This window comes from Streptomyces sp. NPDC002935, assembly GCF_040611295.1.
GTDB lineage: Bacteria > Actinomycetota > Actinomycetes > Streptomycetales > Streptomycetaceae > Streptomyces.
In genome coordinates this window covers 441,068-463,101 of the sequence record NZ_JBEXNW010000001.1, presented here as the reverse complement: position 1 = coordinate 463,101, position 22,034 = coordinate 441,068, and the positions used below count along the sequence as shown (strand labels likewise).

At 71.5% G+C, this 22,034-nt stretch carries 16 protein-coding genes; 6 read left to right on the top strand and 10 right to left on the bottom strand.

What is annotated here, in order from left to right; all coding sequences use genetic code 11:
- Positions 1-32 precede the first annotated feature (32 nt).
- Both ABZX90_RS01965 and ABZX90_RS01960 read right to left on the bottom strand, forming a co-directional pair.
- Complete coding sequence (locus ABZX90_RS01965; RefSeq protein WP_355200811.1) at positions 33-1,277, bottom strand: cytochrome P450; 1,245 nt, start codon at positions 1,275-1,277, stop codon at positions 33-35.
- A gap of 308 nt (positions 1,278-1,585) precedes the next feature.
- Positions 1,586-2,620: a DUF2278 family protein gene (locus ABZX90_RS01960; protein WP_355200809.1), complete on the bottom strand. Its 1,035-nt coding sequence runs from the start codon at positions 2,618-2,620 to the stop codon at positions 1,586-1,588.
- Positions 2,621-2,756: 136 nt separating this feature from the next.
- Here ABZX90_RS01960 and ABZX90_RS01955 point away from each other — a divergent pair, with 136 nt between their 5' ends.
- Complete coding sequence (locus ABZX90_RS01955; protein WP_351126796.1) at positions 2,757-3,215, top strand: SRPBCC family protein; 459 nt, start codon at positions 2,757-2,759, stop codon at positions 3,213-3,215.
- A 97-nt stretch (positions 3,216-3,312) separates the two neighbouring features.
- Here ABZX90_RS01955 and ABZX90_RS01950 read toward each other — a convergent pair whose 3' ends face one another.
- The 6 genes from ABZX90_RS01950 to ABZX90_RS01925 all read right to left on the bottom strand — a co-directional run bounded on the left by ABZX90_RS01950 (position 3,313) and on the right by ABZX90_RS01925 (position 11,598).
- The gene (locus tag ABZX90_RS01950) at positions 3,313-4,506 is read right to left on the bottom strand and encodes a glycoside hydrolase family 6 protein (RefSeq protein WP_355200807.1); all 1,194 of its coding nucleotides are present in this window, start codon (positions 4,504-4,506) and stop codon (positions 3,313-3,315) included.
- A 243-nt stretch (positions 4,507-4,749) separates the two neighbouring features.
- Complete coding sequence (locus ABZX90_RS01945; RefSeq protein ID WP_355200805.1) at positions 4,750-5,904, bottom strand: XdhC/CoxI family protein; 1,155 nt, start codon at positions 5,902-5,904, stop codon at positions 4,750-4,752.
- Between the two features lie 44 nt (positions 5,905-5,948).
- Positions 5,949-7,406 carry an NCS2 family permease gene (locus ABZX90_RS01940; protein WP_351126791.1) on the bottom strand — a complete coding sequence of 486 codons (1,458 nt, stop codon included), beginning with the start codon at positions 7,404-7,406 and terminating at the stop codon, positions 5,949-5,951.
- Between the two features lie 300 nt (positions 7,407-7,706).
- Complete coding sequence (locus ABZX90_RS01935; RefSeq protein WP_351126789.1) at positions 7,707-10,094, bottom strand: molybdopterin cofactor-binding domain-containing protein; 2,388 nt, start codon at positions 10,092-10,094, stop codon at positions 7,707-7,709.
- A gap of 2 nt (positions 10,095-10,096) precedes the next feature.
- On the bottom strand, positions 10,097-10,699 hold the full coding sequence (locus ABZX90_RS01930; protein WP_355200803.1) for a (2Fe-2S)-binding protein: 603 nt from the start codon (positions 10,697-10,699) through the stop codon (positions 10,097-10,099).
- The gene (locus tag ABZX90_RS01925) at positions 10,699-11,598 is read right to left on the bottom strand and encodes a xanthine dehydrogenase family protein subunit M (RefSeq protein WP_351126785.1); all 900 of its coding nucleotides are present in this window, start codon (positions 11,596-11,598) and stop codon (positions 10,699-10,701) included. The genes ABZX90_RS01930 and ABZX90_RS01925 overlap by 1 nt, the downstream gene beginning before the upstream one ends.
- Positions 11,599-12,051: 453 nt before the next feature.
- Here ABZX90_RS01925 and ABZX90_RS01920 point away from each other — a divergent pair, with 453 nt between their 5' ends.
- Complete coding sequence (locus ABZX90_RS01920) at positions 12,052-13,725, top strand: PucR family transcriptional regulator ligand-binding domain-containing protein (RefSeq protein ID WP_355200801.1); 1,674 nt, start codon at positions 12,052-12,054, stop codon at positions 13,723-13,725.
- 134 nt (positions 13,726-13,859) lie between these two features.
- The gene (locus ABZX90_RS01915; protein WP_351126781.1) at positions 13,860-14,633 is read left to right on the top strand and encodes a hypothetical protein; all 774 of its coding nucleotides are present in this window, start codon (positions 13,860-13,862) and stop codon (positions 14,631-14,633) included.
- 52 nt (positions 14,634-14,685) lie between these two features.
- Here the strand turns inward: ABZX90_RS01915 and ABZX90_RS01910 are convergent, their stop codons facing one another.
- Positions 14,686-15,588, bottom strand: coding sequence for a GntR family transcriptional regulator (locus tag ABZX90_RS01910; RefSeq protein ID WP_355200882.1), 903 nt, complete (start codon positions 15,586-15,588; stop codon positions 14,686-14,688).
- A gap of 340 nt (positions 15,589-15,928) precedes the next feature.
- Between ABZX90_RS01910 and ABZX90_RS01905 the strand changes: the two genes are divergently transcribed.
- A complete protein-coding gene (locus ABZX90_RS01905; RefSeq protein WP_355200879.1) occupies positions 15,929-16,822 on the top strand; it encodes a (2Fe-2S)-binding protein in 894 nt (297 codons plus the stop codon).
- 313 nt (positions 16,823-17,135) lie between these two features.
- Complete coding sequence (locus ABZX90_RS01900; RefSeq protein WP_351126779.1) at positions 17,136-18,176, top strand: DUF2637 domain-containing protein; 1,041 nt, start codon at positions 17,136-17,138, stop codon at positions 18,174-18,176.
- Positions 18,177-18,267: 91 nt separating this feature from the next.
- On the opposite strand, the gene ABZX90_RS01895 is transcribed toward ABZX90_RS01900, so the two are convergent.
- A complete protein-coding gene (locus ABZX90_RS01895; protein ID WP_351126885.1) occupies positions 18,268-18,690 on the bottom strand; it encodes an ATP-binding protein in 423 nt (140 codons plus the stop codon).
- Between the two features lie 244 nt (positions 18,691-18,934).
- Between ABZX90_RS01895 and ABZX90_RS01890 the strand changes: the two genes are divergently transcribed.
- A complete protein-coding gene (locus ABZX90_RS01890) occupies positions 18,935-21,949 on the top strand; it encodes a glycoside hydrolase family 38 C-terminal domain-containing protein (RefSeq protein WP_351126777.1) in 3,015 nt (1,004 codons plus the stop codon).
- Positions 21,950-22,034 lie beyond the last annotated feature (85 nt).

The window sequence follows — 22,034 nt, the reverse complement described above, 5'->3', positions numbered from 1 at the left end:
TCACCACCCCTGCCCGCCGCCCTGACGGGTGATCAGCCCCAGCGCACGGGCAGGGTCCGATAGCCGTGGCCGATGAACGACTCGGCCAGGAGCGCCGGGCCCTGCGACGTGTCCGCGCTCAGGGTGGGAAAGCGCTCGAAGAGTGCCGGGAGGGCGATCGAGGCCTCCAGCCGGGCCAGCGGGGCGCCGATGCAGTAGTGGACGCCATGGCCGAAGGCGAGGTGCTCCTTGTCGACGCGGGTGATGTCGAACCGGCCCGCGCTGTCGCCGTGCCGCAACGGGTCACGGCCGGCCGCCGCATAGGTCGCCAGAATCGCGTCACCCTTCGGGATCAGGGTGCCGTCGGGAAGCTTGATGTCCTCGACGGCATAGCGCAGCGGGAGGTTGGCGATCGAGGGGGCCCAGCGCAGGGTCTCCTCGATGACCTCGCTCCAGGGGATCTCCTGGGCCAGCACGCGGGCCAGCTGGTCGGGGTGGGCGAGCAGGGCGTGCACGGCGTTGCCGATGAGGTTCACGGTCGTCTCGTGGCCCGCGCCGATCACGAGGAGGAGCGTGTCGATCAACTCGGCCTCGGTGAGCTGGGATCCTTCCTCGTAGCGGGCCGCGATGAGCGCGGTCGTCATGTCGTCACCCGGCCGCTCCCGCTTCGACTCGACGAGTTGTGCGAGCAGTTCGTGTACCTCCCGATAGGTGGCCATGGCCTGCTCGGGGGTGAGGGTGGTGTCCATGTTCGCCTCGATGAGACGCGCGATGTCGGCCCGCCCGTCCTCCGGCAGGCCGAACAGTTCGCAGATCACCCGCATCGGGAGCGGGTGCGCGTAGGCGGACCGGAGGTCGGCCCGGTCGCCGGGTGCCTCGGCCATGCGGTCGAGGAGGTCGGCGGCGATCTCCTCGATGCGCGGCCCCAGCGCGTCCGTGCGCCGCTTCGTGAACGCGGGGGAGACGAGCTTGCGCAGCCTGCGGTGGTTGGCGCCGTACGCGGTGAACATGTTGGTGACGCCGACCCAGAGGCCGACCCAGCTCTCGCGGTACGAGCCGTCGATCCAGGCGGGCCAGTGCTGGTTGGGGTCCTTGGAGACCCGGTCGTCGGCGAGGAGCTGCTTGAGCGTCTCGTACCGGGTCGGGAACCAGGCCGGTATCCCGCCCGGGAGTTCGACGAGGGCGGCGGCGGGGGCGTCTCCCGTGTCCCGCGGGGTGCGGTGGAGGCCGCGTAACCGCTCGGCCTCCCCGTGGATGTCGGCGCCTGTGGGGTCGATGACGAAGGGCTGGTCCGGCACGTGGGCTCCTGTCACGGGTGGGTCACCAGTCGAGGTGCGGCGTTTCGGGCAAGCGGTGGATCACGATCGGCCGCATCGTAACCTGGTGGCCTCCGGAACGGGGCGAGCAGGGAGCGGGCGCTCAACACCCTTGCCCTGAGCTGGTGTTGCCCCTGAGTGGGGGGTCGTGGCCGGACGCCTCGACCACGTGGGACGGGCGGAGCGGCCGTGTCCCGGGCAGCGTCGGACGAGACGGCTGCGACAGCTCGACAGTTCGACAGCTGCGACCTGCTCGTCGGCGACCCGGCCGGGATCACGGCCGACGTGGCTCAGAACACGACCGTCCAGCCTTCGCGCCCGGCCTGCTGGGCGGTGTAGGAGACGCCGTGCACCTTCAGTCCGTCGGCACGCAGCAGGGTGATCCGGCCGCCGCCGTTGCCCAGCTGGACGCCGCCGGTCAGCGGGACCGACAGGCTTGAGCCTGCGGCGAGTTGTCCCTCCGGTACCGGGCACCGGTGGTCGAGCCGGTCGGCGATGTGCCAGCCGGTGAGGTCGACCGGGTCGGGCGAGGCGTTGATGAGGGTGACGTTCTCGGACTCGGGCGACGGGCCCCTGGGGTTGACCAGGGCCGCGACGATGCGGACCGGCTCACCTCCCGGTTCGGGGCGGGTACCGCCACCTCCGCCGTCGCCACCGCCGTCGCCCGGGACGATGGTGTGCCCCGTGATGTCGTCGGTGTGCCAGGACTGGCTCTGGAAGGCGAGGAAGACGCCGACCCAGCGCGACTGCGCCGGGAAGTGGATCAGCAGCCCGCCGTCCTGCCAGACCCCGTCGTCGCCCTGGAAGCGTCCGCTGTTGCCCTGGTTCATGTGGATGTCGTGCACGCCGTTGCCGGGCAGGAAGCCGAAGACCTTGTCCCGGACGGCGGGTTCGGGGCCCCAGCGTTCGCCGAACACGTACAGCACCGCCTCCTGGTCGGCGACGGCACGGCGTACGTAGTGGTCGAGCAGGTCGGCCAGGTCGTTGTCGGGCCCGTCCACGTCCGGTGGAAGCGTGCGCAGCCGCGCCGGATCGAAGAGGTTCCCCCGGACGAGGTCGAGGTTCGGTCCGCCGGGTCCCGACGGCAGGGTGTTCCAGCCCGGGGCCAGACCTTCCAGGTGCGCGGTGACCGGATGCCGGAAGTCGTCGTCGACCAGATAGAGCAGCTCGGACGGCCGCTCCTGCGACTTCACGTTGACCGCCACGCGGTAGTGCGTGCCCCGGTCGTCCGTCAGATGGATCTGGTAGTGCGGTGTGTCGACGGAGCCCTCCCGGTGGGTGTCGACAGCTCGCGTGATCAGTACCCCGTACGCCTTCAGCGGCATGGTGACCAACTCCCCGTGGGGGCGGCGACGTTGCTCGCCCCCTGAGAAGAAGGGTAGGGCGGGGGCGCCCGATTTCATCCGGTTGCGGGAGAGTTCACCTTCCGTTCGGCGGCCTTCGAGCGCCTACGATCCTGCCGTGGTCCTCTTCGTCCTGGAACGCGTGTCCCGGCACTCCGTCGCCGAGAGCTGGCGGCGACTGACCGACTGGCCCCGGCACGCGGACGTCGTCCCGCTGACCCGGGTCAGCGTGCGCACGCCGCCGCCGACGCGGGAGGGCACGGTCTTCGTGGCGCGGTCGGGGCTCGGACTCCTCGCGTTCGACGATCCGATGGAGGTCGCCGCGTGGCGGCCACCGCACGACGGGGGCCCGGGAACGTGCAGGCTGGTCAAGCGCGGCACGTTCGTCACGGGCTGGGCCGAGTTCGAGGTGCACCCGGCGGGCGGCGGCGGTTCACGGGTGATCTGGCGGGAGGATCTGAGCGTGCGCGGGCTGCCCGGAATCGCCGACCGACCGCTGGGATGGTCGGCCCGGTGGATGTTCGGGCGGGCGATGGACGGCCTGCTCGGGCGGGGTGAGGGCACTCGGCGGGGGTGAGAGCGCCGGGCCGCGGCCCTCCACCACCCCCGCTGTGGTGGTGGAGGGCGTACCCGACCTGGTTGCGGTGATTCACGAGTGAGGGACGGATACGCGGTCAATCCCCCGGAATAATGGGTGGATTGGCGAACCGGACCAGTTCCAGGGCCTGTTCCGGGAACCAGTCCCCCGCGTTCGGGTCGACCGTCCCGCGCTCCGGGTCCTCGGGCCCCGCCGTTCCGCGCAGACACAGCCCGTCCGACTCGCCCGGCGTCTTGATCCAGAGCCGGGCGTCCTGGAGCGGGTCCCCGGTGTGCAGGGTGGGGCGGGCGCCGAGTCCCCGGTTCGGCGGGTTGCACCAGTCCTGCGGGTCGGCGTACTTGCCCGCGGGCGGGGTCCAGGGGCCCTGACCGTTGCGGCTGGAGTCCGTGACGAAGTGCTTCATCCGTGACGGTGGCGTCCGCACATGTCCGTCGAGCCAGGCCTGCGCGTCGGCCCTCGGCCACCACTGGTTCGGGCACTCGGCGACGTCACCACCACCGTCCGCATAGGCCAGACAGGACGAAATCAGCTTGCCGTACCAGGAGTTGGCGTCATCGGTGTTGTAGTTCGAGGCATTGGTGTAGAAGCCGGAGGCACGGGCCACCCCGCCCTTGATCAGGCGCGGCACGATGGAGGCGACGGTGTGCCAGCCCGGGTGCCCGGTGTCGAGATAGACCCGCGTCCCGCGCGGCGGCTCCAGGGCGTCGACCGCGTAGTTGACCTCGGCGTACCGTGCGGCGGTCTTCGTGCCCTGCGCGTCGTCCTGGCCGCAGTCGGAGGGCAGCAGGGCGAGGGCGTCGGGTTCGAGGGTGACGATCGCGTCGCCGCGGCCGATCCCCCGCGCCACCGCGTCGATCCACGCCTTGTACTCCGCGGTGTCGGCGGCCCCGCCCGCCGAGTAGTTGGAGCAGTCCCGGCCAGGGATGTTGTACAGCGCCAGCACGGGTATCGCGTCGTCACGGCCCGCGTCGCGCACCACCCCGCGGACCAGTCGCTCCACCTGGGCCGGTGTCTGGTCGCCGAACCACACGGCCTGCGGGGTGTTCACCATCGTCAGAAGGCCGGCCGCGTCGCGGAACCGGCCGGCCCGGGCGAGACCGAGGGCCTGCTGGTACGCCGCCGGGTTGGGGTCCGGGACGTACAGCGACGATCCGCGGTCCGCGGGGGCCGTGGCGTCCGTGGCGTCCGCCGCGTGCGCCGGGGGTACGGCGAAGAGGGCGGCCAGCCCGACGGACAGAGCGGCCAACCAAGTTGAGGCACGTCGTCTCATGCGGGTTCACTCCTGGTTCGCAACGGTCACGAGGGACTTGCGGGAGCGCTCCCACAGGAGGTTCGCCGAGCGGCGTGCCTGCGTCAATACAGGGCGCAGAAGAAAGGCCCACCGCAGTCCGCGGCGAGCCTCGCCCTGGCCCTCAAACCTTCAAGTGTCTCAAGCCCCTGAGTCCTTGAGTCCTCAGCCCTCAAGCCCTCAAGCCCTCAAGCCCTCAAGCGACCGTCCCTCGGTCGCGGGCTCTCACGCCACCGACCCGATCCGGCGCGCCGGAACCGAGGACGCGTCGTGATGGATCGGGGTGTGCGCCCCCGTGAGGGAAACCCCGCTCCCGCCGCGCCGGTTGGCCACGATCTCCGAGGCGATCGACAGGGCCGTCTCCTCGGGTGTGCGTGCTCCGAGGTCCAGGCCGATCGGGGACCTCAGGCGGGCCAGCTCCATCTCGGTGACGCCGACTTCGCGCAACCGCTCGTTGCGGTCCAGGTGCGTACGGCGGGAACCCATGGCGCCGACGTACGCCACCGGGAGCCGCAACGCGAGCCGGAGCAGCGGCACGTCGAACTTGGCGTCGTGGGTGAGGACGCACAGGACGGTGCGGGAGTCGACCCCCGTGCGCTCCAGATAGCGGTGGGGCCATTCCACGACGATCTCGTCCGCGTCGGGGAAGCGGGCCGCCGTCGCGAAGACCGGGCGGGCGTCGCACAGCGTGACCCGGTAGCCGAGGAACTTGCCCATGCGGACCAGTGCCGAGGCGAAATCGATGGCACCGAAGACGATCATGCGTGGGGGCGGGACCGACGACTCCACCAGGACCGTGAGCGGCGCTCCACAACGAGAGCCCTGCTCTCCGATCTCCAGGGTGCCGGTGCGGCCGGCGTCCAGTTGGGCCGCCGCCTCGCCCACCACCGTACGGTCGAGTTCGGGGTGGGCGCCGAAACCGCCCTCGTAGGAGCCGTCGGAACGGACGACGAGGGCGCGGCCCATCAGTTCGGCGGGACCGCTCACGACACGGGCGAGCGCCGCCGCCTCCCCGCCCGCCGCGGCGGCCAGCGCGGTCGCGAGCACCGCCCGGCGGGCGGTGTCCCCCGAGCGGACCGGGGTGATCAGGATGTCGATGACGCCGCCGCAGGTCAGGCCGACCGCGAAGGCGTCGTCGTCGCTGTAGCCGAAGCGTTCGAGGACGGTCTCGCCGTCCTCCAGCGCCTGGACGCACAGTTCGTAGACCGCTCCTTCCACGCAACCGCCCGAGACCGAGCCGATCGCCGTGCCGTCGGAGTCGACGGCGAGTGCGGCACCGGGCTGGCGGGGCGCGCTGCCGCCGACCGCCACCACGGTGGCGACGGCGAAGTCGCGGCCCTGCCCGACCCACCGGTGGAGCTCTTCGGCGATGTCCAGCATCTCTCGGTCTCCTTGACTTCGGTTGCGTGGAAGGAACTCGGGCGTCAGTGGACGCCCATCCAGCTCTCGATCGGGTTGAGGGCGAAGTAGACGAAGAAGACGACCGTCAGGCCCCACATGAACGCGCCGATCTCCCGGGCCTTGCCCTGGGCGATCTTGATGGCGACATAACTGATCACGCCGGCCGCCACGCCCGCGGTGATCGAATAGGTGAACGGCATGATCACGACGGTCAGGAAGACCGGGATGGCGGTGGCCCGGTCGGCCCAGTCGACATGGCGGGCGTTCATCATCATCATGGCGCCGATGACCACCAGCGCCGCCGCCGCGACCTCGCCGGGGACGATCGCCGTGAGCGGGGTGAAGAAGAGGCAGGCCGCGAAGAAGAGGCCGGTGACGACGGAGGAGAGGCCCGTGCGGGCACCCTCGCCGACGCCGGTCGCGGACTCGACGAAGACCGTCTGGCCCGAGGCGCCGGCCACACCGCCGACCGCTCCGCCCGCGCCGTCGATGAACAGCGCCTTCGACAGGCCCGGCATCCGGCCGTGGGCGTCGGCCAGTTCGGCCTCCGTGCCGACGCCGATGATGGTGGCCATCGCGTCGAAGAACCCGGCGAGCACGAGTGTGAAGACGATCATGCCGACCGTCATCGCGCCGACCTGGCCCCAGCCGCCGAACTCGACCTTGCCGAAGAGCGAGAAGTCCGGCATCGAGACCGCGCTGCCGTGCAGTTCGGGGGCGCCACTGGCCCACTGCTTCGGGTCGATGACGCCGGCGGCGTTGAGGGCGACGGAGACGACCGTGCCGGCGACGATGCCGATGAGGATCGCGCCGGGAATGCCGCGCGCCTGGAGCATGAAGATCAGCAGCAGGGTGGCGGCGAAGAGCAGCACCGGCCAGCCGGCGAGTTCACCGGTCGGGCCGAGGCTGAGCGGGGTCGCCTTGCCCTGCTGAACGAAGCCGGCCTTGACCAGGCCGATCAGCGCGATGAACAGGCCGATGCCCATGGTGATGGCGTGCTTGAGCGCCAGCGGGATCGCGTTCATGATCATCTCGCGTAGCCCGGTGACGACCAGGAGCATGATGACCGCGCCGTACATCACGCACATGCCCATGGCCTGCGGCCAGGTCATCTGCGGGGCTACCTGCGAGGAGAGCACACCGGACACGGAGAGTCCGGCGGCGAGGGCGAGCGGAACCTTGCCGACGAAGCCCATGAGCAGCGTGGTGAAGGCCGCCGCGAACGCGGTAGCGGTGATCAGTGCCTTCTGTCCGAGCATGTCCCCCGCCACGTCCTTGCCGGACAGGATGAGGGGGTTGAGCAGCAGGATGTACGCCATCGCCATGAAGGTGGTGACGCCGCCGCGCACCTCACGCGCGATCGAGCTTCCCCGCTGGGATATGTGAAAGTACCGGTCGAGCCAAGACCGTCCGGCCGGAACGCGGCTGCCCGCGCCCGCGTCCTGCGCGGTGGTCTTCGGCTCCAGTGACTGCTGGGTCATGTGGGCCTACTCCCAAGGTTCAAAGGGGCACCCGCGACAGCCGTCCTGACGGCTGGTGAACCGCGAACGCGGTTGCGGGATTTGGGAAGGTGCTTCGGCCGCACGACCCGGGGGACGGCCCGAGACGAACGAGTTGAACGAGTTGAACGAGAGAACTCTGCTGCGGTACGTCTGTTGCTTGCTGCTCCCTGCTGGGTCTGCTGGGGTCCCGGTTCCGCGAGCGGTGCGGTGACCGGGTGCTCCGGGCGGCGCGGCGAAGTGTGACGTTCCCGGTGCCGCCCGGAGAGATGTGCCCGGCGCCTACGCGGTTCCCGTGAGGTGTTCGGGGCGTACCGGCGTCCGGTTGAGCTCCAGACCCGTCGCGTTCCGGATCGCCGCGAGGACGGCCGGGGTGGACGACAGGGTCGGGGCCTCGCCGACGCCACGGAGCCCGTACGGGGCGTGGTCGTCGGCGAGTTCGAGCACGTCGACGGGGATGGTCGGCGTGTCGAGGATGGTGGGGATCAGGTAGTCCGTGAAGGAGGGGTTGCGCACCTTCGCGGTCTTCGGGTCGACGATGATCTCCTCCATGACCGCGACGCCCAGGCCCTGGGTGGTACCACCCTGGATCTGGCCGATGACGGACAGCGGGTTGAGCGCCTTGCCGACGTCCTGGGCGCAGGCCAGTTCGATGACCTTGACCAGGCCGAGTTCGGTGTCCACCTCGACGACGGCGCGGTGCGCGGCGAAGGAGTACTGGACGTGGCCGTCGCCCTGGCCGGTGCGCAGGTCGAAGGCCTCGGTCGGACGGTGCCGCCACTCGGCCTCGATCTCGACGGCCTCGTCTTCGAGCACGTCGACGAGATCGGCGAGGACCTCGCCGCCGTCGGTGACGACCTTGCCGCCCTCCAGGAGGAGTTCGGCGGTGGCCCACGCGGGGTGGTACGTGCCGAACTTCGCCCGGCCGAGGTCCAGGACCTTCTCGCGGACCAGCTCGCAGGAGTTCTTGACGGCGCCACCGGTGACGTACGTCTGACGCGAGGCGGACGTCGAACCGGCGCTGCCCACCTGGGTGTCGGCCGGCTGGATGGTCACCTGTGCGACGCCCAGTTCGGTGCGGGCGATCTGCGCGTGGACGGTGACGCCGCCCTGGCCGACCTCCGCCATCGCGGTGTGCACGGTGGCGACCGGCTCGCCGCCGACGACCTCCATGCGGACCCTGGCGGTCGAGTAGTCGTCGAAGCCCTCGGAGAAGCCGACGTTCTTGATGCCGACGGCGTACCCGATCCCGCGGACGACGCCTTCGCCGTGCGTGGTGTTGGACAGGCCGCCGGGCAGCTGCCGTACGTCGGCCTCCTCGCCCGCGGCGAGCCACTGCTGCTCGGGCGGCATCGGCATCGCCTTGACGCGGCGCAGGAGTTCGGCGACCGGGGCCGGTGAGTCGACGCGCTGCCCGGTCGGCAGGAGCGAGCCCTGCTCCATCGCGTTGAGCTGGCGGAACGCGACCCGGTCCATGCCCACCTGGTCGGCGAGCCGGTCCATCTGGGCCTCGTAGGCGAAGCACGCCTGGACCGCGCCGAATCCGCGCATGGCGCCGCAGGGCGGGTTGTTGGTGTAGAGCGCGATCGCCTCGATGTCGACGTCCTCGACCACGTACGGGCCGACGCTCAGCGAGGACGCGTTGCCGACGACCGCCGGGGAGGCCGAAGCGTAGGCGCCGCCGTCCAGCACGATCCGCGCCTTCATGTGCGTGAGCTTGCCGTCCTTGGTCGCCCCGTGCTCGTAGTAGAGCTTGGCGGGGTGGCGGTGGACGTGTCCGAAGAAGGACTCGAAGCGGTTGTAGACGATCTTCACGGGCTTGCCGGTGCGCAGGGCCAGCAGGCAGGCGTGGATCTGCATCGACAGGTCCTCGCGACCGCCGAACGCGCCGCCGACGCCGGAGAGCGTCATCCGGACCTTGTCCTCGGGCAGGCCGAGCACCGGGGCGATCTGGCGCAGGTCGGAGTGCAGCCACTGGGTGGCGATGTAGAGCTCGACGCCGCCGTCCTCACAGGGCACCGCGAGGCCGGACTCGGGGCCGAGGAAGGCCTGGTCCTGCATGCCGAAGGTGTACTCGCCCTTGACGACGAAGTCGGCCTTCTTCGCGGCCTCTTGGACGTCGCCGCGGACGATCGGCTGGCGGTGCACGATGTTCGGGTGCGGGACGTGGCCGATGTGGTGGTCGTCGCGGTTCTCGTGGACGAGGATCGCGTCGGGCGCGGTCGCGGAGGCCTCGTCCGTGATGACCGGCAGCTCCCTGTACTCCACCTTGATCTTGGCGGCGGCGCGGCGCGCGGTCTCCGGGTGGTCGGCGGCGACGATGGCGACGGGCTCGCCGTGGTGGCGTACCTTGCCGTGCGCGAGGACCGGGGTGTCCTGGATCTCCAGGCCGTAGTTCTTCACGTCGGTGGGCAGGTCGTCGTACGTCATGACGGCGTAGACGCCGGGCTGCGCGAGGGCCTCGGAGGTGTCGATGGACACGATCTCGGCGTGGGCGACCGTGGAGCGCAGGATCTGCCCCCACAGCATGTCCTCGTGCCACATGTCGGAGGAGTACGCGAACTCGCCGGTGACCTTGAGGGTGCCGTCCGGGCGGAGTGTCGACTCGCCGATGCCGCCCTTGGTCTGGGAGCCCTGCGTGATGTTCGTGGGCGTACCGGTAGTACCCATGGTCAGACCGCCTCGGACTGCCGGGCGGCCGCCAGACGGACCGCGTCCATGATCTTCTCGTAGCCGGTGCAGCGGCACAGGTTGCCCGAGAGCGCCTCGCGGATGTCCGCGTCGGTCGGGTTCGGGGTGCGCTCCAGCATCTCGTCGGCCGCGACCAGCAGACCCGGGGTGCAGAAGCCGCACTGGACGGCTCCGGCGTCGATGAACGCCTGCTGGATCGGGGCGAGTCGGGTGCCCTCGCCGGTCTGTGAGTCGTGGCCCTTGGCCGCCCAGTGCTTGGCCTCGTCGAGCGAGACCCCCTGCTTCTCCGCGGTTCCGCAGGCGTCGGTGGCGCACCCTCCGTGCTCCGCGCGCTGCTTGGCGAAGTCGGCGAGGCCTTCGACGGTGACGACCTCGCGGCCCTCCACCTGACCCGCGGCGACCAGACACGAACACACCGGAACACCGTCCAGGCGGACGGTGCAGGAACCGCACTCGCCCTGCTCGCAGGCGTTCTTGGAACCGGGCAGACCGAGGCGCTCGCGCAGGACGTACAGGAGGCTCTCGCCCTCCCAGACGTCGTCGGCCTCTTGCCGGCGGCCGTTGACCGTGAAATTGACACGCATTACGCGACGCTCCCCTTCTGATGTGTCCGGCCGTCGGTGCCGCGGTAGGACTCCCAGGTCCAGGTCAGCGTGCGGCGGGCCATGATGCCGACGGCGTGGCGGCGGTAGCTCGCCGTGCCCCGGACGTCGTCGATCGGGTTGCAGGCGGCGGCGCACAGGTCCGCGAACTGCTTGGCGAGCGACGGGGTGATGATCTTCCCGTTGTCCCAGAAGCCGCCCTCGTCGAGCGCAGCGTTCAGGAACTCCTCGGCGGTCTTCGCGCGGACCGGGGTCGGCGCGGCCGAGCCGATGCCGGTGCGGACCGTACGGGTCTCGGGGTGCAGGGCCAGACCGAAGGCGCACACCGCGATCACCATCGCGTTGCGGGTGCCGACCTTCGAGTACTGCTGCGGTCCGTCCGCCTTCTTGATGTGGACGGCGCGGATCAGCTCGTCGGGCGCGAGCGCGTTGCGCTTCACGCCGGTGTAGAACGCGTCGATCGGGATCAGCCGGGAGCCGCGGACGGACTCGGCCTCGACCTCGGCGCCCGCGGCGAGGAGGGCGGGGTGGGCGTCGCCGGCCGGGGAGGCGGTGCCGAGGTTGCCGCCGACGCCGCCGCGGTTGCGGATCTGCGGGGAGGCCACCGTGTGGGAGGCGAGGGCCAGCCCCGGGAGCTCAGCGCGGAGGTTCTCCATGATCTGGGTGTACGGGACGGAGGCGCCCAGGCGCACGCTCTCCTCGCCGACCTCCCACTCGCTCAGCTCGCCGATGCGGTTCAGGTCGAGGAGGTACTCGGGCCGGCGGTGGTCGAAGTTGATCTCGACCATCACATCGGTGCCACCCGCAATCGGCACAGCGGTGGGGTGCTCAGCCTTGGCGGCGAGCGCCTCCTCCCAGCTTGCGGGGCGAAGGAAGTCCATGAGTGGCTCTCTTCATTCGTATCGTGGGTCGTTCTGATCAAGCCAGATCGGGTGCGGCGGCCTCGGCTCGTTCATGAGGTGTTAACAGCGGAGTGGGGTCAGTACACAGCGGCGTCCCCTGCCTGGGTCAGTCACCGAAACCATGAAGGAGTTGGCTGGCCAGCGCGTACATCTTGTAGATTCATATGAACTGAGGTCATCAGTAACCTCTTCGCTCTTCCCTGGAAACATCGAGAACAGCCCTCCGGAACAGTGAGCACAGCCACTGAACCGGTGAGCACAGCTCTCGAAAGCCCAGGACACAGGCCCAGGGGGCCGGGACCACCGATTCTCGGAACCCGCGGGCCGGCTCCGCGGAACCCACGAACCGGCTCCGCGAGGCCCGGGGACCCGCTCGCGGGCCCCACCCCAGATCCATCGTAGATTTCGAGACAAAGAACGGCGGCGACGAGAATGCGGCTGCGCGCACTGCTGGACACCGACGCGCTGGGCCTGCGGCTGCTCGGCGGCGAGGACGAGCTCGACCGCACCGTACGCGGTGTGATGACCACCGACCTCAAGGACCCGAGCCGCTATCTCTCGGGCGGCGAACTGGTGCTCACCGGCCTCGCCTGGCGGCACGACGCCGACGACTCCGAGCCCTTCGTCCGCATCCTCGCGAGCGCCGGGGTCGCGGCCCTCGCCGCGGGCGAGGCGGAGCTCGGCGACATCCCCGACGACCTGGTCGTCGCGTGCGCCCGGCACCGGCTGCCACTGTTCGCCGTGAACGAGTCGGTGGCCTTCGCCACGATCACCGAGCACGTCGTACGCCAGGTGTCGGGCGAGCGCGCCGGGGATCTGGCCGCCGTGGTCGACCGGCACCGGCGGATGATGACGTCGGGCCCGGCGGGCGGCGGCCCCGACGTGGTCCTCGACCTGCTCGGCACCGACCTCGACCTGCGCGCCTGGGTCCTGTCGCCCGCCGGACGGCCCATCGCGGGCTCCAAGGTCGCGGGCGCCGCGCTGCCCGCGGACATCTGCGCCAGGCTGGCCGCCGAGCATCTGGCGGCGGCTCGCACCGGACGCCGGGCACCGCACCGGGTGACGCTGGGCCCGGCGACGTACTCGCTCTTCCCCATCCGCTCGTCGGGCCGTGCCGCGGGCGCTTCCCGGGACGTGCGCGAGACGGTGCTCTCCGACTGGCTGCTCGCGGTCGAGGCCGACGCCGGGGACTGGCCCGAGGAGCGGCTCGACCTGCTCCAGGGCGTCACCCAGCTGATCGCGGTGGAGCGGGACCGGCGGGACGCGTCGCGCACGGTGCGGCGACGGCTCGCGCAGGAGGTGCTGGAGCTGGTCCAGGCGGGAGCGGCGCCCGCCGAGATCGCGGCGCGGCTGCGGGTCGCTGCGCCGGTACTGCTGCCCGGCCTGGGCGCGGCCCCGCACTGGCAGGTCGTGGTGGCGCGCGTCGAGTGGGACGGCGGCGAGATCGAGGGTGGCCCGGTCGCCCAGGCGCTCCTTGAGGAGATCCTCGTGGACCCGCTGTCGCCGGGGCCGGAGCACTCCGACCGGATAGCCGTCGCGCACACGGGTGACGAGGCGGTCGCGCTCGTCCCCCTCCCGGCCGTCCCGGCCGACGAGGACGGACCCGAGCCCGGCCTGCTCGCCGACAGGCTGCTGGCGGCCGTACGGGATCCGCTGTCGGCCGGCCTGAACGACGACGGGCGCCTCACGCTCGGCGTCAGCGCCGCCGTCCACTCGGCCGAGGGGCTGCGCGGCGCCCTGGAGGAGGCCCGGCACGCCCGCCGGGTCGCCGCGGCGCGTCCCGGGCGGGTCTGCGCGGCCGGACACCACGAGCTGGCCTCGCACGTCCTGCTGCTGCCCTTCGTCCCTGACGACGTGCGCCGCGCCTTCACCGCCCGCCTCCTGGACCCCCTGCGCGAGTACGACAGCCGCCACCGCGCGGAGCTGATCCCGACCCTGGAGGCGTTCCTCGACTGCGACGGCTCCTGGACGCGCTGTGCCGCCCGTCTGCACCTCCATGTCAACACGCTGCGCTACCGCGTCGGCCGTATCGAACAGTTGACGAGTCGTGATCTGTCCCGCCTGGAGGACAAGTTGGACTTCTTCCTGGCACTGCGGATGAGCTGACTCCCGAACCCCCGGTGAGCGGTACGCAACCGACGACTTTGTGAAATCCTTCACCCACCCTCTTGGCCGGGCCCGGTGATCCGTGCTGAGATGCAGCCACTCAACAGCTCAATGGTGTGCTCGGGGAGGGCAACGTGGCGCATACCGCCATGTCTGGTTCCGGAACGACTGCAGGGGACGATCCACTCCAGACCGCGGTATGGCGGTTGCGCTCGCGCGCCTGCTGGGCCGACGCGGCGGCGTTGCTCCAGCCGCGCACGGCGGGGCCCGCGCTGCAGAGAGCGTCCCTGCTCGTCGAGCGCTGCCTCTACACCGAGCAGGGCTGGGCCGAGGCGGAGGACGCGCTGCGCACCGCGGAGGCCCTCGCGCAGACCGACGACGAGCGTGGCGCGGCGGCCTGTGAGCGGGGTCAACTCGCCTACGCCGCCACCCTGCTGAGGGTGCGCGACCGGGCCGACGAGGCCCGTGCCGCGCTCGGCCGGGCGGCGGCGCTGCTCGCGCCGGGCGCGCCCGGGCGGGCCCTGCTGGACTTCCGGCGCGGGCTGCTCGCCGAGAATCTCGCCCACTCCCCGCAGGCCGCCCGCGCCGCTTACCGGAGGGCGCACGCCGGCGCGACCGCCCAGAACGATCCGCTCCTGCTGTCCTTCACCTGGCGCCACCTCGCCGGACTCGCGCTGCGCGAAGGGGAGTTGGCGGAGGCCCGGCACGGATTCGCCGAATCCCTCCGGATTCGGGAGGAGTTGGGTTATCTCGTCGGTACGGCCCCGGCGTTGGCGTCGCTGGCCGACGCCGAGGTCGAGCCGGAGGCGACGCGGCTGCGGGCGGAGGCGGGACGGCTGTTCCGGCTGCTCGGGGGCGTACCCACCTGGCTGGCCGACCAGTTGGCCCCCCCGGCGGCGACGGCCTGATCACTCACGGGCGGGCGGAAGCCCCGCCCGCCATGGGCGGGACGGGGCGCCTTCAGGGCGCGCCGGTGAAGTGTTCCCGTACCAGGGCCTGGACGACCGTGAGGTCGTCGGCGATCAACGCTTCCAGCAGCGCGGTGTGTTCGGCCGCGTCGGCGACCAGGTCGGCGCGGCCCCGCGAGACGGGTCCGCCGACGAGCGGCCACTGGGCGCGGCGGTGCAGATCGTCGGCGATGCGCACCAACTGGGCGTTGCCCGCCAGGGCGAGGACCGCGCGGTGGAAGGTGCGGTCGGACTCCGCGTAGGTCGCGCGACAGCCGGAGGACGCGGCCCGCACGGTGGCCTCGGCGAGCGGGCGCAGCTCGGCCCAGCGCGCGGCGGGCACGGTGCGCGCGAGCCGGAGCATGACGGGGACCTCGATCAGGCCCCGGATCTCGGCGAGTTCGGCAAGTTCGCGGGTGCCGCGCTCGATGACGCGGAAGCCCCGGTTGGGGACGACCTCGACGGCTCCTTCGAGGGCGAGCTGCTGCATCGCCTCCCGGACGGGCGTCGCGGACACCCCGAAGCGCTCGCCGAGCGCGGGGGCCGAGTACACCTCGCCGGGGGCGAGTTCACCCGTGACGAGCGCGGTGCGCAGCGCGTCGAGGATCTGCCCGCGCACGGAGGCACGCTGCACGACGGGCCGGGCGGCCTCGGCACGGACGGCCGGGCGGCCGTCTTCGGCATGGACGGGACGGGCACTCCCGGTGCGCACGGCGGAGCGGACATCGTCCGGGCGTACAGCGGAACGGGCGGCGTCCTCGCGTACGGCGGAACGGACATCGTCCGCGCGTACGGCGGAACGGGTCTCCTCGGTGCGTACGGCGGAACGGGTGCCCTCGGTGCGCGGGCGCGGGATCGGCACCTCGCTGTGCGTGTGCTCACCGCGGGCCGAGGCCACGACGGGACCGCCACCCAGTCCGCCGGCTGACTCTGCGCCCGGCCCGGCACCGGGGCCGTCTCCCGCGACGCCCGCGGGCACTCCCCTCGCCCGGCCCACGTCCGCGGCGCCCGCCTGCGGTGGAACCCGGAAGGCGCCCCTGCGGATCTCCGGGTCCCACGCCTCGGCGGAGGGGTGCGCGCTGCGCGGACCGGCCTGCTCCACGGGGTCCTCCTCCGGCTCTGTGGTACTCGGGGTCATGGGTCGGGTTGTTACTCGTCCGTCAAGCACGATAGGCGCACACGGCCTCAGTTCAAACACCCGGAAAGCGGGGTAAGGTAAGGCTAACCTGCTAACGATCGTGAAGCGATGGTTCCGCATGTCCGCTCCCGCCCTGCCCGCCGACGCCGCCCCGGCCGACCCGACCGGCCCCGGCACGGCGGCCGCCGCCGCGTCGCCCGTGGCGGCCGCGTACGCGCGGCTGAGCGAGGTCTTCCCCGGGCTGAGCGTCATGGAACTGGGTGCGGGACAAGAGGCCCCGCGGGGCGGGGGCTGGGCCTCTGCGGCCCGGCTCGCGGAGGGCGGGCCCGACCTCGACGCGTTTCTCGCCTGGGACGACGCCCAGGTGGTCCGGGACTACGGCCGGCCCGCGCGGCCCGATGTCGTGGCCGGCTTCGGACTGCACCGGTACGCCTGGCCGGCCTGCCTGCTGATCACCGTGCCGTGGTTCCTGCTGCGCCGGGTGCCCCGCCTGCCTGTGGAGCACGTCACATACCAGCGCGAGCTCGGCCGGATGGCCGTCCGGGTCACCACGTTCGCCTGTCTGCCGGACGACCCGGCCGCCGGCCTGCCGGGCGCCAGGGTCGTACCGGACGAGGAGGCGCTGCGCGCCGAGGTACGGGCGGCGGTGGCCGAACACCTGGAACCGGTCCTCGGCGGATTCGGGCCGCGGATGCGGCGGCGCGGCAGGGCGCTGTGGGGCATGGCGACCGACGAGATCGTCGAGGGCCTCTGGTACGTCGCCGAGCTGCTCGGCGAGAACGGGCGCGCGCTGCGCGAGCTGGAGCTGCTGCTGCCCGGCTCGACCCGGCCCTACGTCGGCTCGGCCGCCTTCCGCGAACTGACCGGTCCCGGCGGGGAGCCGCTGCCCACCCGCGACCGGGTGAGCTGCTGCCTCTTCTACACCCTGCGCCCCGAGGACACCTGCGTCACCTGCCCGCGCACCTGCGACGCGGACCGGATCACCAAGTTGACGGCCACCACCGCGAGTTGAGGCGTCCGCGGGCGAGCGCCGGTCCGCACGCCCCCTAGGATCGACACCGCTCGGGACCCTCGGGGGCCTCTCACGGGTTACAGGTGATTCACAACTTCCTCACTTGTCGCGGGAACTTTCCGTGGAACCATCCGTATGGGTAGTCTTATTCGTACTCAACTCCCGTCCCTCGCGCGGCAGTTCGAGCAGAAAGTCGCCCTGCGCATCCCCTGGCACTCCCTTGGCGGCCTCTTGCCCCGAAACCCCCTGAGGGCCGACGTGATTGGGCCACTATGGCGGGCGTTACGCCCTATCCCAATGCAAGGGACCCCAGATGAGACTTACCGACATATCGCTGAACTGGCTGCTTCCGGGCGCCGTTCTGCTCCTGGGCCTGCTGGCGGCGGTGGCGGTGCTCGCGCGCGGCAAGCGGTCCGGGGACAGCACGAGCAGCGACGACTCGTGGGAGCGCACCGAGGAGCGCCGCAGGCGTAAGGAGGCCGTCTACGGCACGGCCTCCTATGTTCTGTTGTTCTGCTGTGCCGCGGTCGCGGCGGCACTCTCCTTCCACGGCCTGGTGGGCTTCGGCGAGCAGAACCTCGGCCTCTCCGGAGGCTGGGAGTACCTCGTCCCGTTCGGCCTGGACGGCGCGGCCATGTTCTGCTCCGTCCTCGCCGTGCGCGAGGCCAGCCACGGTGACGCGGCGCTCGGCTCCCGCATACTCGTGTGGACCTTCGCCGGTGCCGCGGCCTGGTTCAACTGGGTGCACGCACCCCGGGGCATGGCCCACGCCGGCGCTCCGCAGTTCTTCGCGGGCATGTCCCTGTCGGCCGCGGTGCTGTTCGACCGGGCACTGAAGCAGACCCGCCGTGCCGCCCTGCGTGAGCAGGGTCTGGTGCCGCGTCCGCTGCCGCAGATCCGTATAGTCCGCTGGCTGCGCGCGCCCCGTGAGACGTACAGCGCCTGGTCGCTGATGCTCCTGGAGAACGTGCGCTCCCTGGACGAGGCCGTGGACGAGGTGCGCGAGGACCGGCGCCAGAAGGAGCAGACCCGACTGCGCCGCCGGAACGAGGAGCGGGTCGAGCGAGCGCACCTCAAGGCGCTCAGCCGTGGTCACCGTGGCTTCCCCGGGCGCGGTGGCGCCCGGGAACTGGAGACCACGACCGTGGAACGGGCGCCCGCCCAGGCCTCCGCGGAGCCTGCCATATCCACCGCGGAGCAGCTGCCCGTGCGCTCGCGGCCCTCCCTCACCCCCGTCCGAAAGAGCACTGAACCGATCACCGTCGACCTCACCACGGAGGACGACACGATGGCCCTGCCGCGGCTCGACTCCCTGGAGCGCAAGCTCAAGGACCTGGAGCAGCAGTTCGGCTGAGTCGGACACGGCTCCGAGCCCGGGCGAACACCGGGTGGCCCGGCCGGAATCTCCGGCCGGGCCCGGACAGGACAATGGCGGCGCGGTGTTCCTACACCGCGCCGCCGTTCAGTTCGAACCACACCGCCTTGCCCACGCCGTGCGCCCGTACGCCCCACGCGTCCGCCAGGGACTGGACGAGGACGAGACCTCTGCCGTGCGTACCGTCGTCGGCGTTCGGTACGCACAGTCTGGGCCTGCGGGCCACGAAGTCCCGGACCTCCACGCGCAGTCCGCGCGGTCCGACGGTCGCCGTCAGCAGGGCGTCGTCGTCGGTGTGGATCAGTGCGTTCGTGACGAGCTCGCTGGTCAGCAGCTCGGCTATCTCGGAACTTTCCGGCTTCCCCCAGTGCCGTAACAGCTCCCTCAGCGCCTTGCGCACCTCGGGCACCGCCCGCAGATCCGCCTTGCCCAGCCGGCGCCGGAGCTGCGCGCCGTCCGGCTGGTCCATCGCCCCGTCGGACGCCTCGTCCATGGGATCGGTGGAGGAGGCCCCTCTGGTCATGGGACCACCTCCTCGTGCCTGCCTCTTCATGACCCCCGCCTGCGTGCCGATGTCGGTTCCCCCCTGCTCGAACACGTTCACGGGATCCATGCCCCATCGGGAACGTGACAGTCATGTCGAATGGTCAACCACCCGCCGTACGGCCGCGGGTGCGCGACGCTCGCACGGGGAAGTGAAGGATGGGACAGAGCCGTCCGAGCACCGAGGAGCCGCCGTGCACGACGACCGTTCGCTGGTGGAGGCGCGCCTGGAGCGCGCGCTGGGGCAGTGCCTGCGCCCGGCGCAGTACACGGAACGGGTGCCGCTGGCGCTGTCCGTGTGGCATGTGCCGGGCGAGCCGGTGCCCGTCGACCAGGCGCTCCAGGCCTTCTACGAGCCGTTCACGACCGGCACGGTCTGGGGAAAGCCCTGGTCGACGAGTTGGTTCCGCATCGAGGGCCGGGTGCCCGAGGAGTGGGCGGGCCGCCCCGTCGAGGTCGTGATCGACCCCGGGTTCACGGGGGACGGACCCGGTTTCCAGGCGGAGGGGCTGCTCTACGACGCTGCCGGCATCCCTCTCAAGGGCATCCACCCGCGCAACCGCCACCTGACCGTCGGGGCACCGGCGCGAGGAGGCGAGGAGGTGCGTCTGCTGCTGGAGGCGGCGGCCAACCCCGCCGTCCTGCACGGCTTCGAGCCCACGCGTCTGGGAGACGTACTGACCGCGGGCGATCGGCCGATCTACCGATTCGCGGCTGCCGATCTCGCCGTACTCGACGAGGACGTGTGGCATCTCGTCCTCGACGTCGAGGTTCTCTCGGAGCTGATGTACGAACTGGATCCGGAGCGGCCGCGGCGGCACGAGATCCTGCGCGCGCTGGAGAACATGCTCGACGCCCTCGATCTGCACGACGTCTCCGGCACGGCGGCGGCGGCCCGCTCCGAGCTGGCCGAGGTCCTGTCGCGGCCCGCGTCGGCGAGCGCGCACCGCGTCTCGGCGGCCGGGCACGCGCACATCGACTCGGCGTGGCTGTGGCCGCTGCGCGAGACGGTCCGCAAGGCCTCCCGGACCTTCGCCAACGTCACGGCGCTGGCCCTCGACTACCCGGAACTGGTCTTCGCCTGCTCGCAGGCCCAGCAGTACGCCTGGGTCAAGGAGCACCAGCCGCACATCTGGGAGCGCATCAAGAAGGCGGTGGAGGAGGGCAATTGGGCTCCGGTGGGTTCGATGTGGGTGGAGTCCGACGCCAATATGCCCGGCGGTGAGGCGCTGGCCCGGCAGATCGTGCACGGCAAGCGGTTCTTCCAGGAGGAGCTGGGCGTCGAGACCGAGGAGATCTGGCTGCCGGACTCCTTCGGCTACACGGCCGCCTTCCCGCAGTTGGCGAAGCTCGCCGGCGTCCGCTGGTTCCTCACCCAGAAGCTGAGCTGGAACCAGTCCAACAAGATGCCCCACCACACCTTCTGGTGGGAGGGCATCGACGGCACCCGGGTCTTCACCCACTTCCCGCCCGTGGACACCTACAACTCCCAGTTCCACGGGCGCGAACTCGCCCACGCGGAACGCAACTTCGCGGAGAAGGGCCGGGCCACCCGCTCACTCGTCCCGTTCGGCTGGGGCGACGGCGGGGGCGGCCCGACCCGCGAAATGCTGGAGAGGGCCCGGCGGTTGCGGTCCCTGGAGGGCTCACCGCGTGTCGAGATCGAGAATCCGTCGGCGTTCTTCGCCGCCGCCGAGGAGGAGTACGGAGTCCACGCGCCGGTGTGGTCGGGCGAGCTGTACCTGGAGCTGCACCGGGCCACGTACACCACGCAGGCCAAGACCAAGCAGGGCAACCGGCGCTCGGAACACGCCCTGCGCGAGGCCGAGTTGTGGTGCTCCACGGCCGCCGTGCGCGATCCGTCGTACGCCTATCCCCACGACGCCCTCGACCGGCTCTGGAAGACGGTGCTGCTGCACCAGTTCCACGACATCCTGCCCGGCTCGTCGATCGCCTGGGTGCACCGGGAGGCACGGGAGACATACGCGCGGGTGCTCGCGGAGCTGGAGGAGATCACCGCGGACGCGGTACGCGCCCTGGGGCCCGGCACCTCGCCCGCGGTGCTGAACGCCTCCCCGTACGAGCGGACCGAAGTGGTCGGGGACGGGCTGGTGACGGTGCCGGGGCTGGGCGGCGCGGCCGTACGGGCCGGGGCCGGACCCACCGTGCGGGCCGAACAGGCCGACGGCACCGTCGTGCTGGAGAACGACCGGCTCCGGGTGCGGATCGACCGCGACGGGCTGCTCACCTCCGTACGGGATCTCACGCACGGACGGGAGGTGCTCTGCGGTCCCGGCAATCTGCTCCAGCTGCATCCCGACCACCCCAACGCCTGGGACGCCTGGGACATCGACCGGCACTACCGGCGCACGCACACGGACCTGACGGCCGCGGAGTCGGTGGAGCTGGTGGAGAGCGGGCCGCTGCGGTCGACCGTACGCGTCACCCGGGTCTTCGGCTCCTCCCGGATCGTCCAGGAGATCCGGCTGACGGCCGTGAGCAGCCGGCTGGACATCGTGACCGAGGTCGACTGGCGGGAGTCGGAGAAGGTCCTCAAGGCGGCCTTCCCGCTCGACGTCCAGGCCGAACGGTCCGCCGCCGAGATCCAGTTCGGGCACGTCCACCGTCCCACCCATGTCAACACCGGCTGGGACGCGGCACGTTTCGAGATCTGCGCCCACCGCTGGCTGCGGGTCGCGGAGGAGTCGTACGGCGTCGCGGTCCTCAACGACTCGACGTACGGACATGATGTGACCCGCACACCGCACGCCGAGGGCCTCGGCACCACCGTACGGCTGACCCTGCTGCGCGCCCCGCACAGCCCGGACCCGGAGACCGATCTCGGTACGCACCGGTTCACGTACGCGCTGCTGCCGGGGGCGGGCGTCGGGGACGCCGTGGCGGAGGGGCTCGCGCTCAATCTGCCGCTGCGGCAGACCGCGGTACCGGCGCTCGAACCACTGGTGAGCGTCGACGACCCAGCCGTCACCGTCGAGTCGGTCAAGCTCGCGGAGGACCGCAGCGGCGATGTGGTGGTGCGGTTGTACGAGTCCAGGGGCGGGCGGGCCCGCGCGAAGGTGACCGCCGGCTTCCCGGTCTCCCGGGCCGAGGTGACCGATCTGCTGGAACGGCCGCTCCGCGAAGCCCCGTCGGAGATCGAACTGCGGCCGTTCCAGATCCTCACCCTGCGACTGCGGCCTGCCCGCTAGGGCGGCCGGGGGCCCCGAGGGCCGGGCGCGACGGACAGCGTCCCGTGCGCAACGGTGGAACCGTCTCACGTCTTTCCGACCTCTC

Bases quoted from the DNA above. Each gene is read 5' to 3' on its own strand.
- ABZX90_RS01960 (WP_355200809.1), bottom strand. From the start codon at position 2,620: ATGCCGCTGAAGGCGTACGGGGTACTGATCACGCGAGCTGTCGACACC.
- ABZX90_RS01950 (WP_355200807.1), bottom strand. From the start codon at position 4,506: ATGAGACGACGTGCCTCAACTTGGTTGGCCGCTCTGTCCGTCGGGCTG.
- ABZX90_RS01945 (WP_355200805.1), bottom strand. From the start codon at position 5,904: ATGCTGGACATCGCCGAAGAGCTCCACCGGTGGGTCGGGCAGGGCCGC.
- ABZX90_RS01940 (WP_351126791.1), bottom strand. From the start codon at position 7,406: ATGACCCAGCAGTCACTGGAGCCGAAGACCACCGCGCAGGACGCGGGC.
- ABZX90_RS01935 (WP_351126789.1), bottom strand. From the start codon at position 10,094: ATGGGTACTACCGGTACGCCCACGAACATCACGCAGGGCTCCCAGACC.
- ABZX90_RS01930 (WP_355200803.1), bottom strand. From the start codon at position 10,699: ATGCGTGTCAATTTCACGGTCAACGGCCGCCGGCAAGAGGCCGACGAC.
- ABZX90_RS01925 (WP_351126785.1), bottom strand. From the start codon at position 11,598: ATGGACTTCCTTCGCCCCGCAAGCTGGGAGGAGGCGCTCGCCGCCAAG.
- ABZX90_RS01920 (WP_355200801.1), top strand. From the start codon at position 12,052: ATGCGGCTGCGCGCACTGCTGGACACCGACGCGCTGGGCCTGCGGCTG.
- ABZX90_RS01905 (WP_355200879.1), top strand. From the start codon at position 15,929: ATGTCCGCTCCCGCCCTGCCCGCCGACGCCGCCCCGGCCGACCCGACC.
- ABZX90_RS01900 (WP_351126779.1), top strand. From the start codon at position 17,136: ATGAGACTTACCGACATATCGCTGAACTGGCTGCTTCCGGGCGCCGTT.
- ABZX90_RS01895 (WP_351126885.1), bottom strand. From the start codon at position 18,690: ATGGACGAGGCGTCCGACGGGGCGATGGACCAGCCGGACGGCGCGCAG.